The following is a 14,092-nucleotide window of genomic DNA, read 5'->3' as shown; positions in this document are numbered from 1 at the left end:
AGCTAGTTGTGTGATTCCTCGCTGTGCTTCGGAATGACAGCCCCCACCTTAGCAGGGGCCCACTCACTATTACTCTTCTAATCTAATGTCCAGACCCAGACCTTTCAATTCGTGCATCAGTACGTTAAAGGATTCTGGCAGTCCTGGTTCTGGCATCGTTTCACCTTTTACGATACTCTCGTAGGTTTTTGCTCTACCAATAACATCATCAGACTTTACCGTCAATATTTCTCGTAGGGTGCTTGAAGCTCCATAAGCCTCGAGTGCCCAAACCTCCATCTCACCAAAACGCTGACCACCAAACTGGGCTTTACCACCCAATGGTTGTTGTGTAATCAATGAGTATGGTCCAATAGAACGTGCGTGCATCTTATCGTCCACCATATGTCCTAATTTCAGCATATAGATAACACCTACGGTTGCTGGCTGGTCAAAACGCTGTCCTGTACCACCATCATACAAATAGGTATGTCCGTAGCGTGGGATGCCTGCCTCGTCTGTCAGTTCGTTTATCTGGTCAATGCTGGCTCCGTCAAAAATTGGGGTTGCATATTTTCTGCCCAGTTTCTGTCCGGCCCATCCCAATACTGTTTCGTAAATCTGCCCAATGTTCATACGCGATGGTACTCCCAGTGGGTTCAGCACGATATCAACAGGTGTTCCATCATCCAAGAAAGGCATATCTTCTTCACGAACGATACGGGCAACAATACCTTTGTTACCGTGACGTCCCGCCATCTTATCCCCTACTTTCAATTTACGTTTCTTAGCGATGTACACTTTTGCAAGTTTTAGGATTCCTGAAGGCAGTTCATCTCCTACAGAAATTGTAAACTTCTCACGACGTAAGTTACCTTGCAGGTCGTTCTCCTTAATACGGTAATTGTGCAATAGGTCACGAACCATGGCGTTTATAGCGTCGTCTGTGGTCCAAGTTCCACCTACCAAGTGTGTATAGTCGTCCACAGCGTTCAACATCTTAAGGGTGTATTTCTTTCCTTTTGGGAATACTACTTCACCTAGATCGTTGGTAACGCCTTGTGCAGTTTTTCCACCTACGATAGCGAATAGTTTTTCAACCAACACATCTTTAAGGGCATCAAACTTAGCATCATATTGCACCTCAAGTGCTGCTATGTCCTCTTTATCCTTTGCTCTCTTGCGCTTGTCCTTAATGGCACGAGCGAATAGTTTTTTGTTTATTACCACACCGCGTAACGATGGAGATGCTTTTAATGAAGCATCCTTCACATCACCAGCTTTGTCTCCAAAGATGGCGCGAAGTAATTTTTCTTCTGGTGTTGGGTCGCTTTCACCTTTTGGTGTAATCTTACCAATTAAGATATCTCCAGGCTTCACTTCGGCACCTACGCGAATCATTCCGTGTTCGTCAAGGTCTTTTGTGGCCTCTTCTGAAACGTTAGGGATATCGTTGGTCAATTCTTCGTTACCCAACTTGGTGTCACGTACTTCGAGTGAATATTCATCTATATGTATAGAGGTGAAGATATCGTCACGAACTACTTTCTCAGAAATCACGATTGCATCCTCAAAGTTATACCCTTTCCAAGGCATAAAGGCTACCTTCATATTTCGTCCAAGGGCCAGCTCACCTTTTTCGGTAGCGTATCCTTGGCACAGTACCTGTCCTTTTGAAACTCTATCGCCTTTGCTAACGATAGGTTTCAGGTTGATGGAAGTACTTTGGTTTGTCTTTCTGAATTTTACCAGTTGATATGTCTTACTATCACCATCAAAGCTTACCATACGCTCTTCTTCGGTACGGTCGTACTTAATGGTAATTTCGTTTGCGTCTACATATTCCACAACTCCGTCTCCTTCGGCATTGATCAATACACGGGAGTCACTGGCTACTTGGCGCTCTAGACCTGTTCCTACGATTGGAGAGTCTGCGCGCAACAATGGTACTGCCTGGCGCATCATATTACTTCCCATCAGGGCACGGTTTGCATCATCATGCTCCAAGAACGGAATCAAAGATGCAGAGATAGATGAAATCTGGTTAGGAGCAACATCGGCATAGTTTACCGTTGTTGGATCTACTACCGGGAAATCACCTTCCATACGTGCAATCACACGATCTGTATCGATTTTTCCTTTATCAGTTAAAGGAATATTTGCCTGAGCAATTAATTGTCCTTCTTCTTCTTCAGCTGAAAGGTACTGTGCTTCATTCTTGAAGTCGATTTTACCATCTTCAACTTTTCTATAAGGCGTCTCAATGAATCCTAGGTTGTTCACCTTGGCATATACCGAAAGTGAGGAGATAAGACCAATGTTTGGTCCCTCAGGGGTTTCAATAGGACATAACCTTCCATAGTGTGTGTAGTGAACATCACGAACCTCGAATCCTGCTCTTTCTCGTGACAGACCTCCTGGTCCCAATGCCGAAAGACGACGCTTGTGCGTAATCTCGGCCAGCGGGTTGGTCTGGTCCATAAATTGAGACAGCTGGTTGGTACCAAAGAAAGAGTTGATTACTGAAGACAACGTCTTCGCATTAATCAAATCTATTGGGGTAAACACCTCGTTGTCACGAACGTTCATACGCTCACGGATGGTACGCGCCATACGGGCAAGCCCTACACCAAACTGAGATGACAACTGCTCACCTACGGTACGTACACGACGGTTACTAAGGTGGTCAATATCATCAATCTCCGCTTTGGAGTTGATAAGCTCGATCAAGTACTTGACAATGGTAATGATATCCTGCTTGGTCAAGACCTGCTTGTCCATCTCGATATCAAGACCTAATTTTTTGTTCATACGGTAACGTCCTACCTCACCCAGGTTGTATCGTTGGTCCGAGAAGAACAACTTGTTGATGATACCACGAGCAGTTTCCTCGTCTGGCGGTTCGGCGTTACGTAATTGTCTATAGATATGTTCTACCGCTTCTTTTTCTGAATTGGTAGGATCTTTTTGTAATGTGTTGTGGATAATCGCATAATCTGCTTGTTGATTATCCTCCTTGTGCAACAAGATAGTTTTTGAACCTGAGTCCAAAATTTCCTCGATATGCTCTTTTTCCAGCACGGTATCACGGTCTAGAACGATCTCGTTACGCTCAATAGAAACCACCTCTCCGGTGTCTTCATCAACAAAATCCTCGTGCCAGGTTTTAAGTACACGGGCAGCCAGTTTACGGCCCAATTGTTTTTTGAGGCCTGTCTTGGTTGCTTTTATTTCTTCGGCAAGGTCGAAGATTTCAAGGATATCCTTGTCTCTCTCAAAACCAATAGCACGGAAAAGCGTTGTAACAGGTAATTTTTTCTTTCTATCGATATACGCGTACATAACGCTGTTGATATCGGTAGCAAATTCAATCCACGATCCCTTGAAAGGAATGACACGAGCTGAATATAATTTGGTTCCGTTTGCGTGGAAGGATTGTCCAAAGAACACACCAGGTGAACGGTGTAACTGAGACACTACCACACGTTCTGCACCATTGATACAGAAGGTTCCAGAAGGTGTCATGTAAGGAATGGTACCTAGGTACACATCCTGAACGATGGTTTCGAAATCTTCGTGCTCGTCGTCTGTACAATACAGCTTGAGTCTAGCCTTTAAGGGCACGCTGTAGGTAAGACCACGCTCGATACATTCCTGGATGGAGTATCTTGGCGGATCTACGAAATAATCTAAAAATTCTAATACAAATTGATTACGGGTATCTGTAATCGGGAAATTTTCTAGGAAGGTCTTGTATAACCCTTCTTGACCTCTTTCTTCTGACTTGGTTTCCAACTGGAAAAAATCCTGGAAGGATTTGATCTGTATGTCCAAAAAGTCCGGATAGTCCGGCTTGTTCTGTACAGAGGAAAAATTCAATCTTTCAGTTTGCGTTGCTGACATCTATGGACGGAATTTTAATTAAAAAAACAGTGTTTGCGTATACTTTTTTATGATAACCTTTATATACGCAAAATGGTTTAGGTCTTTCCCGGCTTGCGGGAAGACCTAAACCTAAAGGTTTGGATATGTGGTTGGCTTACTTAAGCTCAACCTCTGCTCCAGCTTCTTCTAATTGAGATTTAAGAGCCTCGGCTTCATCTTTTGCTACACCTTCCTTGATTGGAGATGGTGCACCATCTACTAATCCTTTAGCATCCTTAAGACCTAATCCAGTAAGTTCTTTTACAAGTTTTACTACTGCAAGCTTAGATCCTCCTGGAGCTTTAAGAATTACGTCGAATTCTGATTGCTCTTCAGCGGCTTCTCCGCCACCAGCACCTCCACCAGCAGCAACAGCTACAGCTGCAGCAGCAGGCTCGATACCGTACTCATCTTTTAATATAGTAGCTAATTCATTAACCTCTTTTACGGTTAAGTTAACTAATTGTTCTGCGAAATCTTTTAAATCTGCCATTTTCTATCGTTTTTAAAAATTGTATTTATTGTTTGTAATTAGTGCTTAATTTTATCCTTCTCTTTCAGAAAGGGTTTTTACGATGCCCGCTATGGTACCGCCGCTACTCTTAAGTGCAGAGATAACATTTTTGGCAGGAGATTGAAGTAATCCAACGATTTCTCCAATAAGCTCTTCTCTAGACTTGATGTCTACAAGTGTTTCTAGCTTATCGTCTCCCACAAAAATTGCTTCTTCAATAAAAGCTCCCTTCAATAGAGGTCTATCAGATTTTTTTCTGAATTCTTTAATAACTTTTGCAGGTGCGTTACCTGTTTCAGAAACCATCAAGGATGTGTTTCCTTTAAGTACATTGTTTAATTCTCCAAAATCTTTTTCTGAAGCTTCCATTGCTTTTGCGAGCAATGTATTTTTTACCACGTTCAACTTCACGCCTGCTTTAAAGCACGCACGACGAAGATTTGAGGTAGTTCCTGCATCAAGACCTGAAATATCAGCTAAATAGATATTTGTGTTTTCAGATAACTGTGCAGTCAATGTTTCAATTACTTGTGATTTTTCTTCTCTAGTCATATCTTAAATAATTACTGCTCAGTAAATCTTTTAGTATCAATTTCAACCGAAGGGGACATTGTAGAGGACATATAAATGCTCTGTATGTAAACTCCCTTAGCTGCTTGAGGCTTCAACTTTACCAATGTGGTTAATAATTCTCTTGCGTTTCCTGCAATTTTCTCAGCATCGAAAGATGCTTTTCCTATTGCTGCGTGGATGATACCGGTCTTGTCAACTTTAAAGTCGATTTTACCAGCTTTCACGTCTGAAACTGCTTTAGCAACGTCCATTGTTACCGTACCTGTCTTTGGGTTAGGCATTAGGCCTCGGGGACCTAAAACACGTCCTAAGGGACCTAATTTACCCATTACGCTAGGCATTGTTACAATTACGTCAACATCTGTCCAACCTCCTTTTATCTTGTCGAGGTACTCGTCTAGTCCTACGTAGTCTGCTCCGGCTTCTTTAGCTTCGGCCTCCTTGTCTGGAGTAACCAATGCCAACACCTTTACATCCTTACCCGTACCGTGTGGAAGGGTAACAACACCACGTACCATTTGGTTCGCTTTACGTGGATCCACGTTAAGGCGTACCGCAAGGTCTACAGAGGCATCAAAATTTACGTTGGTGATCTCTTTTATTAAAGCAGAGGCTTCAGCAACAGTGTAGGTCTTGTCCTCCACCTTTTGAAGCGCTTCTTTTTGCTTTTTTGTTAATCTTGCCATGTTATAGATTCTTTTTTTGGATTAAAAAGGAGCTGCTCCTTTTACTTTAACTCCCATAGATCTTGCAGTTCCGGCTACCATTTTCATGGCAGACTCTACGGTAAATGCATTAAGATCTGGCATTTTGTCTTCTGCAATAGCTTTTACTTGGTCCCAAGTAATGGTTGCCACTTTGTTGATGTGAGGTTCGCCAGAGCCTTTTTTGGCCTTGGCAGCCTCGAGGATCTGTACTGCTGCAGGAGGTGTCTTGATAACAAACTCGAAAGATTTATCTTTATACACCGTAATCTGTACAGGCAATACTTTTCCTTGCTTATCTTGGGTTCTTCCGTTAAATTGCTTACAGAACTCCATGATATTCACACCGGCAGCACCCAATGCTGGTCCAACTGGTGGAGACGGGTTTGCCGCTCCTCCGCGAACTTGCAGTTTTACTACTTTATCTACTTCTTTTGCCATTGTTTTAGTTTAAAAATTTGATTTTTCTACAGTGGAAGCCTAAGAAAAACCTATTTATAGCGTGTAACAATTATACTTTTTCAACTTGCATATAGCTTAGTTCCAATGGGGTTTTTCTTCCGAAAATCTTTACCATCACCTCTAGCTTACGCTTTTCTTCGTTAATTTTTTCAACAGTCCCGTTGAAACCGTTGAACGGACCATCAATTACTTTGATAGTTTCACCAATAGTAAATGGAATGTTTACGTTCTCGTCTTGAACCGAAAGCTCATCGACCTTACCTAGCATTCTATTTACCTCAGACTGTCGTAATGGAACTGGGTCACCACCTTTTGTCTCACCCAAGAAGCCAATCACTCCATTAATCGATTTTATGATGTGCGGCACCTCTCCTGCCAAACTGGCCTGGATCATGATATACCCTGGGAAATAAACACGTTCTTTATTGGTTTTCTTCCCATTGCGAATTTGAATCACTTTTTCGGTTGGAACCAGAACTTGCTCGATATAATCCTGTAGCTCGAGACGGGTAATCTCCCTGTCTATTGCAGATTTTATCTTGTTTTCCTGGCCACTGACCGAACGGACCACATACCACCTTTTTGCACTTGTTGTTTCAGTCATGCTTACGACTTAATCCATTTAAAATATTGCTCTATAACACTACTGAATACTTGGTCTACACCAAATACTGCCAAAGCCAAGACTACTGAAAAAACAGCTACTATTACCGTAAGTTTTTGCGCTTCGCCCCACGGTGTCCAAGACACGTGTTTTGTCAATTCGTTATAGGATTCTTTAATATAGTTTACCATTGTAATGGGTTTTATATCTTTTTCTAGAAATTTGTATTCCAGAGTTTTGCACGGGTTGAGAGACTTACTTCGATATGGTTTTCAGAAAAAGAAAACCTACTCAGCATAAACTTCTCGTCTCGAAGCCACACATTTGTTTCGTTTTGCACGGGTTGCGAGACTCGAACTCACGACACCTGGTTTTGGAGACCAGTGCTCTACCAACTGAGCTAAACCCGTTTGTGGGTTTTTATAGTATTTACTATGCTTACCCGTTATAAAAGGCAAGGCGTCCCGTTAAAACGGAACACCTTTTCCTTGTATTTATATGCTTGAATTAGTCTAGGATTTCAGTAACCTGACCTGCACCTACTGTTCTACCACCCTCACGGATCGCAAAACGTAATCCAACGTTCAATGCGATTGGTTGGATAAGGTCTACAGTAATTGTAAGGTTATCTCCAGGCATTACCATTTCAACACCATCAGGAAGGTTAATGTTTCCTGTTACGTCAGTTGTACGAACGTAGAACTGCGGACGGTAGTTATTGTGGAATGGTGTGTGACGACCACCTTCTTCTTTTTTAAGAACGTAAACCTCAGCTTTAAACTTAGCGTGTGGCGTTACAGAACCAGGCTTCGTGATAACCATACCTCTAGAGATTTGGGTTTTCTCGATACCTCTTAATAGGATACCTGCGTTATCTCCAGCCTCACCCCTGTCAAGGATTTGACGGAACATCTCGATACCTGTAATAGTAGAAGTCAATTTCTCAGCTCCCATACCGATGATCTCAACTGGATCCCCAGTGTTTGCGATACCTGTTTCAATACGTCCTGTTGCAACAGTTCCACGACCTGTAATTGAGAATACGTCCTCGATTGGCATCAAGAAAGGCTTATCGATCTCACGCTGTGGCTCTTCGATCCAAGTATCTACAGCTTCCATCAATTCAAGAACTGTGTCAACCCATTTTTGCTCACCGTTCAAAGCACCAAGTGCAGAACCAGCGATTACAGGACCATTGTCACCATCGTACTCGTAGAAAGAAAGTAGATCTCTAATTTCCATTTCTACCAACTCAAGTAACTCCTCATCGTCCACCATATCTACTTTGTTCATAAATACAACGATACGCGGAATACCTACCTGACGTCCCAAAAGGATGTGCTCACGAGTTTGTGGCATTGGACCATCTGTAGCGGCTACCACCAAGATAGCACCGTCCATTTGCGCAGCACCAGTTACCATGTTCTTTACGTAATCGGCGTGACCCGGACAGTCAACGTGTGCGTAGTGACGGTTTGCTGTTGCGTACTCTACGTGAGAAGAGTTAATTGTAATACCTCTTTCCTTTTCTTCAGGAGCGTTATCAATTTGATCAAAAGCAGAAGCTTCTGAATAACCTGCATCTGCCAATACTTTAGTAATCGCAGCAGTTAAAGTTGTTTTACCGTGATCTACGTGTCCAATAGTACCTACATTTAAGTGGGGTTTCGAACGATCATATGTTTCTTTTGCCATTTTGTATTAATTTAATTCTTAGTTATATATTAGTGTTCAATTGTATACTATATTGAGCCAATGACGAGATTTGAACTCGTGACCTCTTCCTTACCAAGGAAACGCTCTACCCCTGAGCTACACCGGCGTAAAGTGTTTATTTCTTTAACCCCCAAAAGCCTCAAAGAGGCATTACATTTAAAAGAAAAAGAACCTGCCTTCGCAGGGAAACTTTAGAGCGGGAGACCAGGTTCGAACTGGCGACATTCAGCTTGGAAGGCTGACGCTCTACCAACTGAGCTACTCCCGCTTATTTATTAGATTCCAGATTAAAACAAATCCCGAAAAGGAACGTTTAAAACAAGGAACAAATCACTATTTCAATTTTTTCAAGATTTACCGCTCGAAATCGGGGTGCAAAGATAATGAATTCTTTTCTGAAAACATAGCGCTCTTTGCGATTTGTTTAGACCACCATTTGAGGGCGGCCCCGAACTAGGATTTAAAAAAGAGCTCTTACAGAAGAGGACCTTTTTAAATCTTAAATACATTCTTCATTCAGAGAACGTTTGGATTACTCGCTGTCGCTCGTGATCCGTGAAGGGGGGACCCTTCACATAATTTGTAAAACACAACCTTACAAAAGCGAGCTTTTGACGCTTGCTTGGTATAGTTTACATTTTAATGACCTTATTGGATTACTCGCTGTCGCTCGTGATCCGTGAAGGGGGACCCTTCACATAATTTGTAAAACACAACCTTACAAAAGCGAGCTTTTGACGCTTGCTTATTTACAAATTATAGTGGGGAGAGCAGGATTCGAACCTGCGAAGACATAGTCAGCAGATTTACAGTCTGCCCTCGTTGGCCGCTTGAGTATCTCCCCTTGACCATTGGAATTTAGAACATCAATAATTCCAATTCCAACATTAAACTTTCAATATTTCAAGAGCCGATGGCACTTCGACTACGCTCAGTGTACCGCACTCTATTTTCTTTTAAAAAAGAAACAAAATCCATCTCTTCTTTTGAGCCGATGGAGGGACTCGAACCCACGACCTGCTGATTACAAATCAGCTGCTCTAGCCAGCTGAGCTACATCGGCTTTTAGCATTTTTTATGTTGAAATTTCAGCATAAAAAAGTCCGCTATTTCTAACGGACTGCAAAGATATACGATTTATTATTTCTGCAAAACTTTTTTTAAAAAATTTTCATGCAAATACACGTTGTTTCTGTTTGCGTTTTTTTAGTTGTCTCTGGAGCGACTGTACACATTCATCCACGGCTGCCTCGAACGTCTTGCTTTCTTTCTTGCAAATGAGGTCACTACCGGGAACGCTCAATAAGATTTCAGTGATTTTATTCTCCTTTTCACTTGTTTTTTGGATCTTTAAAAAAACATCGGCCGCTACTATTTTATCGTAAAACTGTTCGAGTTTTTGCAGTCGCTTTTCGATGAAATCCAACAAAGGTTCTTTTACCGCAAAATTAGGGGCTTGCACATTTACTTTCATAGGCTCTGGTTTTATATTAGTACTATTTTGAATTCCTGGGGTGGGCGTTATGGTATACCTTTTTTAATTGTGCTATGCTATTGTGCGTATACACTTGTGTGGATGCCAAACTAGCGTGCCCCAGCAGTTCTTTTACCGCGTTCAGGTCTGCTCCTTCATTTAAGAGGTGGGTTGCAAAAGAGTGGCGCAATATGTGCGGGCTCTTTTTAACCTTTACAGATGCTTTACTAAAATAGCTATTTACAATTCTATAAACAAGGGTTTCATAAATTTTAACGCCTTTGTTCGTGAGCAGCAAAAATTCATTATCTACCACATCAATTCTCTCTCTCTCCTGTAAATATGTACTTAGGGTTACCACTACCGAATCCAGTAACGGAATGACCCGCTCCTTGTTTCGCTTCCCCAGCACTTTCAAAGTTTTGTTCTGCATGGAAACATCCTTCAGCCTTAGGCTTACCAGCTCCGCCCTACGCATACCTGTTGCATAGAACAGTTCTACTATTAACTTGTTCCTTGCCGGCTCAAAACCTTCTCCTTCTTCGTTGAGCAATTGCAGTGCTTCCTGTATTTCTTTTTCTGAAAAGGGGACCTGTACCTTTTTGGCTGTTTTTAGAGCTTTGTGCTGTGCTAGGGGCGTGGCCTCGATCTGTTTTGTTTTCAGCAGAAATTTATAGTAGGTTTTCAATGATGAGACTTTCCTATTGATACTCCTGTTTGCAATGCCCGAATCTACCATGGATACTATCCAGCTACGTATCACAGAATAGTTTGCCCCGGAAATTTCCTTGTAGCCAAACGCTTCCTGCGCAAACATTTGAAAGTCTTCCAAATCCTTTTTATAGGCAGTGACCGTATGTTGGGAATATTTTTTCTCGAGTGAAAGATAGTCTATGAAAGGGACAAAAGACATGTGCTGAAGTACGTGTTACAAAATGTAAGATAGTTAAATATTTTTTGAACGCAGAAAACTGGAGTAAACAAAAAAATCCGTTGAACGTGATGTCCAACGGATGTAACAATATCTGAATAAAGAAATGTCTATATCTCTTCTTGATCTCTAAGATTCTGGATGTACTGTGCTTTCTGGATTTCTTTTCTTCTGGCAACAGATGGCTTTGTAAATGCCTGACGTGCACGTAGCTGGCGCATAGTTCCTGTACGATCGAACTTACGTTTGAAACGCTTCAATGCCCTATCTATATTTTCTCCGTCTTTTACTGGTATTATTAACATAGTGTCTTAACCTCCTCTCTTTTGGACGGCAAATATAATATTAAATTTAGAATTACGAAGTACGTAATAAAAAAAATAATGAACCTGTTTGTCGTGCTGAAAGATCAAAGTCCAATTGCTTTGCTCTCACATCGTACCCCTAAAATCGTATATCATAAATCCAAGCTACTGTTTAAACAATTCTGCTCGCTGGCTTAAATCCATGATAAGTTTTTCCTCTTCTTCACTTTCCAGCAGGACGTTGTAATTTTTCCAGAATTCCTTGTTGTAGGGCCTTGGCAGAAAGATATCCTCGGACCACTGGGAGGTTTTTAATTCTTCTTGGACGAGTTGTGGTTCCTGGATAATTTCAGTAAAGAGGATCTCCTGTGTGGTATAATAAAACTGCTCTTCCTCTTCCTCTTTCACCTTGTCGCTGTCCTTGTATAGTTTATCTGAAGACCTATCGCCCACATTTACCAGCTTGGGCGTTTCGTAGTAAATATAGCTAGGGTACATCTCATCCTGAAACTCTTTGTAGGTGAGTACCAGTTTATGGTTTAAAGTAGTACCAAAGAGGCTCTTGCTCCTTTTTTTCTGTACGTCAGAGGCCGCTACCAGTTCGTACTCAACCTTCTTTATGGCAAAATTGTCCCAATAAATATAAATCCATCCCTTGGGGGCAAAGCCTTCGTTGTAAACTCCCGGCGTATTCAAACCAACAAAATCCTCCCCTTTGTCTATCTCAATTTTGTAAATCTTTCGGCCATCATCCACTAACACGGTATCCAACTTAAACTGATGTTTCTCCAAAACATTTTTCCCGAAGAGCGCACCCACGGTGTTAGAGTTACGCACCAGGTTCAGCCTAGTCTTGAACAGGTTTTCTAAGCCATTTATCCGTTCGTCGTTCCATTTAATGGCCTTTATTAAGGACTCGGTCTTAATGTCCTGTTTACGAAGGTCGCTAGACTTCATCTTAAAGTTTCGGTTGTTGTTCTTTAAATAGGAATAGTATGTAAACACACTGTCTACATCGCGCAGGTCGTAGCTTTTTCGGTTTTCGTCTACGTTTACTTTCAGGAATTCCTCAGCCTTGGTGGCATAACTGGAATCGTATAAGGTTATGGCACTTTCTATGAGCCATTTGTATTCCTTTTTGTTGCGTTCCTTGTGGCGCAAAAAACCTTTTTGGAGGTATGCATTGTTGGGCAGGTTGTCCTCCAGTTCCTCTAAGGCACGTACTACTATTTCATTTCCCGTTTTGGGACGTGTCTCTGCAACAATCAATACTTCGTCGAGCGAGGCAACGTCTTCTTCCAAGTAAATGCTGAAACTTTCATCAAAATTATTGATTGGTGTCCTGAAGCTTTTGTACCCGATAGAGGATATAACAAGTGTATCATTAATATGCTCGTCCGGTACCGAGAGCAAGAACTTACCATCGGTATTGGTTACCGTACCTATGGTAGTGTTCTCAATATACACACTGGCACTCTCAATGGGCATTTGTGTAGAAAAATCGACCACAGTATTGGTGATTTCTGTTTGGGCGGAAACACTGTTAACAAACAATACAATACTTGCTATACAGAAAAATTTAAAATATTGAAATTTCATAGAATCGCTACTTTTATGTACAAAGTTAATGCATGAATCGAGCCAGGTTAAGACTTCCCCTACTAGGTTGCGGGCTTATAGTTTTTCCCCTCAATGACCATCTTGGCGATAATCTCTCGCAGTATTTCTGAAGTTCCGCCACCTATGGGACCCAACCTGCTATCACGCAAGTTACGAGCTAGTGGGTATTCTTCCATGTAACCATAACCTCCCAACATTTGAAGGCAGTCATAGGCTACCTCATCGGCCATTTTGGTAGAGATCAATTTGGACATGGTAGCTTCTTTCACTACATATTCGCCTTGATCCAGGCGTTGTGCCGTTACGTAATTGAAAGTTTTGCACACTTCTACTTCAGCAGCCATTTGGGCTACCTTGTGTCTCAATGCCTGGAATTTTGAAATTGATTTACCAAAGGCTACACGCTCTTTCATATACTCGATAGTGTAGTCCAACGCCCATTCGCTTCGGGCGTGGGCATTAATGCCCATAATGAGCCGTTCCAGGGCGAAGTGTTGCATGATGTAGGGAAAGCCTTTGTTTTCTTCGCCCATTAGATTTTCGGCTGGGATTTCTACATTATCAAAAGCGATCTCACCCGTATCGCTTGCCCTCCATCCTAATTTATCCAGCTTAGTGGCAGAAACACCGGGAGCATCCCTATCTATAACAAAAATACTTATTCCTTTGTTCCCGAGCTCTGGGGCGGTCTTGGCGGCCACTATTAAATAGTCACTGTACACGCCGTTTGTGATAAATGTTTTGGATCCATTGATAATATACTTGTCACCTTTTTTTACTGCAGTACTTCGCATCCCAGAGACATCGCTTCCCCCAAAGGGTTCGGTGATGCAAAGGCATCCTATTTTCTCACCGGTGATGCTGGGTGCAAGGTATTTTTCCTTTTGTTCATGGTTGCCTTCTTTGTTAAGGTGTGTCATTGCAAGGTATGCGTGGGCCCACATTGCGGCTGCAAATCCACCGGACTGTACCTTTTGGAGTTCTTCCAAAAAGATAACGGTATAAAATAAATCCAGGTCCATCCCACCGTATTGCTCTGGGTAGTTGATACCAAAATAGCCCATCTCACCAAATTTTTCCCATATAAAACGTTCTATATGGCCAGTCTCTTCCCACTTTTCGATATGGGGAACCACTTCCTTTTGAAGGAAATCCTGAAAACTCTTTCTGAAAAAATCGTGCTCTTCGGTAAAATATACGCTCATTGTGCTATTTGGGATATTATAACCTGCCCAAACATGTGAAGCTAGGTTACGTTTGTTTATATTTTAAAGTAAAATAATCCT

13 protein-coding genes and 5 tRNA genes are annotated in these 14,092 nt (G+C 41.9%); all 18 read right to left on the bottom strand.

Going from position 1 to position 14,092, the window contains the following annotated elements:
* Positions 1 to 69: 69 nt before the first annotated feature.
* Entirely contained in the window at positions 70 to 3,882 is a 3,813-nt protein-coding gene (gene rpoB, locus C8D94_RS12510; RefSeq protein ID WP_115124289.1) for a DNA-directed RNA polymerase subunit beta, read from the bottom strand.
* 136 nt (positions 3,883 to 4,018) lie between these two features.
* Entirely contained in the window at positions 4,019 to 4,396 is a 378-nt protein-coding gene (gene rplL / locus C8D94_RS12505) for a 50S ribosomal protein L7/L12 (protein ID WP_115124288.1), read from the bottom strand.
* Positions 4,397 to 4,447: 51 nt separating this feature from the next.
* Positions 4,448 to 4,969, bottom strand: coding sequence for a 50S ribosomal protein L10 (rplJ, locus tag C8D94_RS12500; protein WP_115124287.1), 522 nt, complete (start codon positions 4,967 to 4,969; stop codon positions 4,448 to 4,450).
* 11 nt (positions 4,970 to 4,980) lie between these two features.
* Positions 4,981 to 5,676, bottom strand: a complete 696-nt coding sequence (rplA, locus tag C8D94_RS12495; protein ID WP_115124286.1) for a 50S ribosomal protein L1 — start codon at positions 5,674 to 5,676, stop codon at positions 4,981 to 4,983.
* Between the two features lie 21 nt (positions 5,677 to 5,697).
* Positions 5,698 to 6,135, bottom strand: a complete 438-nt coding sequence (gene rplK / locus C8D94_RS12490; RefSeq protein WP_115124285.1) for a 50S ribosomal protein L11 — start codon at positions 6,133 to 6,135, stop codon at positions 5,698 to 5,700.
* A gap of 70 nt (positions 6,136 to 6,205) precedes the next feature.
* Positions 6,206 to 6,760 carry a transcription termination/antitermination protein NusG gene (gene nusG, locus C8D94_RS12485; RefSeq protein ID WP_115124284.1) on the bottom strand — a complete coding sequence of 185 codons (555 nt, stop codon included), beginning with the start codon at positions 6,758 to 6,760 and terminating at the stop codon, positions 6,206 to 6,208.
* A gap of 2 nt (positions 6,761 to 6,762) precedes the next feature.
* Complete coding sequence (gene secE / locus C8D94_RS12480) at positions 6,763 to 6,951, bottom strand: preprotein translocase subunit SecE (RefSeq protein WP_115124283.1); 189 nt, start codon at positions 6,949 to 6,951, stop codon at positions 6,763 to 6,765.
* A 146-nt stretch (positions 6,952 to 7,097) separates the two neighbouring features.
* Positions 7,098 to 7,170: transfer RNA gene (locus C8D94_RS12475), tRNA-Trp, on the bottom strand.
* A 97-nt stretch (positions 7,171 to 7,267) separates the two neighbouring features.
* Positions 7,268 to 8,455 (bottom strand): elongation factor Tu, encoded by a 1,188-nt coding sequence (gene tuf, locus C8D94_RS12470; protein ID WP_115124282.1) that lies wholly within the window; start codon positions 8,453 to 8,455, stop codon positions 7,268 to 7,270.
* Between the two features lie 55 nt (positions 8,456 to 8,510).
* Positions 8,511 to 8,582: transfer RNA gene (locus tag C8D94_RS12465), tRNA-Thr, on the bottom strand.
* A gap of 89 nt (positions 8,583 to 8,671) precedes the next feature.
* Positions 8,672 to 8,744 (bottom strand) — tRNA-Gly (locus C8D94_RS12460).
* A 494-nt stretch (positions 8,745 to 9,238) separates the two neighbouring features.
* Positions 9,239 to 9,320: transfer RNA gene (locus C8D94_RS12455), tRNA-Tyr, on the bottom strand.
* 145 nt (positions 9,321 to 9,465) lie between these two features.
* Positions 9,466 to 9,539 (bottom strand) — tRNA-Thr (locus tag C8D94_RS12450).
* A 108-nt stretch (positions 9,540 to 9,647) separates the two neighbouring features.
* Complete coding sequence (hpf, locus tag C8D94_RS12445) at positions 9,648 to 9,950, bottom strand: ribosome hibernation-promoting factor, HPF/YfiA family (RefSeq protein ID WP_115124281.1); 303 nt, start codon at positions 9,948 to 9,950, stop codon at positions 9,648 to 9,650.
* Between the two features lie 22 nt (positions 9,951 to 9,972).
* On the bottom strand, positions 9,973 to 10,863 hold the full coding sequence (locus tag C8D94_RS12440; protein ID WP_115124280.1) for a tyrosine-type recombinase/integrase: 891 nt from the start codon (positions 10,861 to 10,863) through the stop codon (positions 9,973 to 9,975).
* A gap of 128 nt (positions 10,864 to 10,991) precedes the next feature.
* Positions 10,992 to 11,186 carry a 30S ribosomal protein S21 gene (rpsU, locus tag C8D94_RS12435; protein WP_115124279.1) on the bottom strand — a complete coding sequence of 65 codons (195 nt, stop codon included), beginning with the start codon at positions 11,184 to 11,186 and terminating at the stop codon, positions 10,992 to 10,994.
* 165 nt (positions 11,187 to 11,351) lie between these two features.
* Positions 11,352 to 12,785, bottom strand: a complete 1,434-nt coding sequence (locus C8D94_RS12430; RefSeq protein ID WP_115124278.1) for a carboxypeptidase-like regulatory domain-containing protein — start codon at positions 12,783 to 12,785, stop codon at positions 11,352 to 11,354.
* A 62-nt stretch (positions 12,786 to 12,847) separates the two neighbouring features.
* On the bottom strand, positions 12,848 to 14,011 hold the full coding sequence (locus tag C8D94_RS12425; RefSeq protein ID WP_115124277.1) for an acyl-CoA dehydrogenase family protein: 1,164 nt from the start codon (positions 14,009 to 14,011) through the stop codon (positions 12,848 to 12,850).
* Positions 14,012 to 14,092: the final 81 nt, after the last annotated feature.

It is taken from the genome of Marinirhabdus gelatinilytica (assembly GCF_003353425.1).
GTDB lineage: Bacteria > Bacteroidota > Bacteroidia > Flavobacteriales > Flavobacteriaceae > Marinirhabdus > Marinirhabdus gelatinilytica.
Note: the sequence above shows the minus strand (reverse complement) of the source record. Positions and strands in the feature narration are given on the sequence as shown.

Excerpts from the sequence above, each read along its gene's own strand:
- rplA (WP_115124286.1), bottom strand. The coding sequence starts at position 5,676 with ATGGCAAGATTAACAAAAAAGCAAAAAGAAGCGCTTCAAAAGGTGGAG.
- hpf (WP_115124281.1), bottom strand. The coding sequence starts at position 9,950 with ATGAAAGTAAATGTGCAAGCCCCTAATTTTGCGGTAAAAGAACCTTTG.
- tuf (WP_115124282.1), bottom strand. The coding sequence starts at position 8,455 with ATGGCAAAAGAAACATATGATCGTTCGAAACCCCACTTAAATGTAGGT.
- rpoB (WP_115124289.1), bottom strand. The coding sequence starts at position 3,882 with ATGTCAGCAACGCAAACTGAAAGATTGAATTTTTCCTCTGTACAGAAC.
- C8D94_RS12440 (WP_115124280.1), bottom strand. The coding sequence starts at position 10,863 with ATGTCTTTTGTCCCTTTCATAGACTATCTTTCACTCGAGAAAAAATAT.
- rplL (WP_115124288.1), bottom strand. The coding sequence starts at position 4,396 with ATGGCAGATTTAAAAGATTTCGCAGAACAATTAGTTAACTTAACCGTA.
- rpsU (WP_115124279.1), bottom strand. The coding sequence starts at position 11,186 with ATGTTAATAATACCAGTAAAAGACGGAGAAAATATAGATAGGGCATTG.
- secE (WP_115124283.1), bottom strand. The coding sequence starts at position 6,951 with ATGGTAAACTATATTAAAGAATCCTATAACGAATTGACAAAACACGTG.
- C8D94_RS12425 (WP_115124277.1), bottom strand. The coding sequence starts at position 14,011 with ATGAGCGTATATTTTACCGAAGAGCACGATTTTTTCAGAAAGAGTTTT.
- rplK (WP_115124285.1), bottom strand. The coding sequence starts at position 6,135 with ATGGCAAAAGAAGTAGATAAAGTAGTAAAACTGCAAGTTCGCGGAGGA.
- nusG (WP_115124284.1), bottom strand. The coding sequence starts at position 6,760 with ATGACTGAAACAACAAGTGCAAAAAGGTGGTATGTGGTCCGTTCGGTC.
- rplJ (WP_115124287.1), bottom strand. The coding sequence starts at position 4,969 with ATGACTAGAGAAGAAAAATCACAAGTAATTGAAACATTGACTGCACAG.
- C8D94_RS12430 (WP_115124278.1), bottom strand. The coding sequence starts at position 12,785 with ATGAAATTTCAATATTTTAAATTTTTCTGTATAGCAAGTATTGTATTG.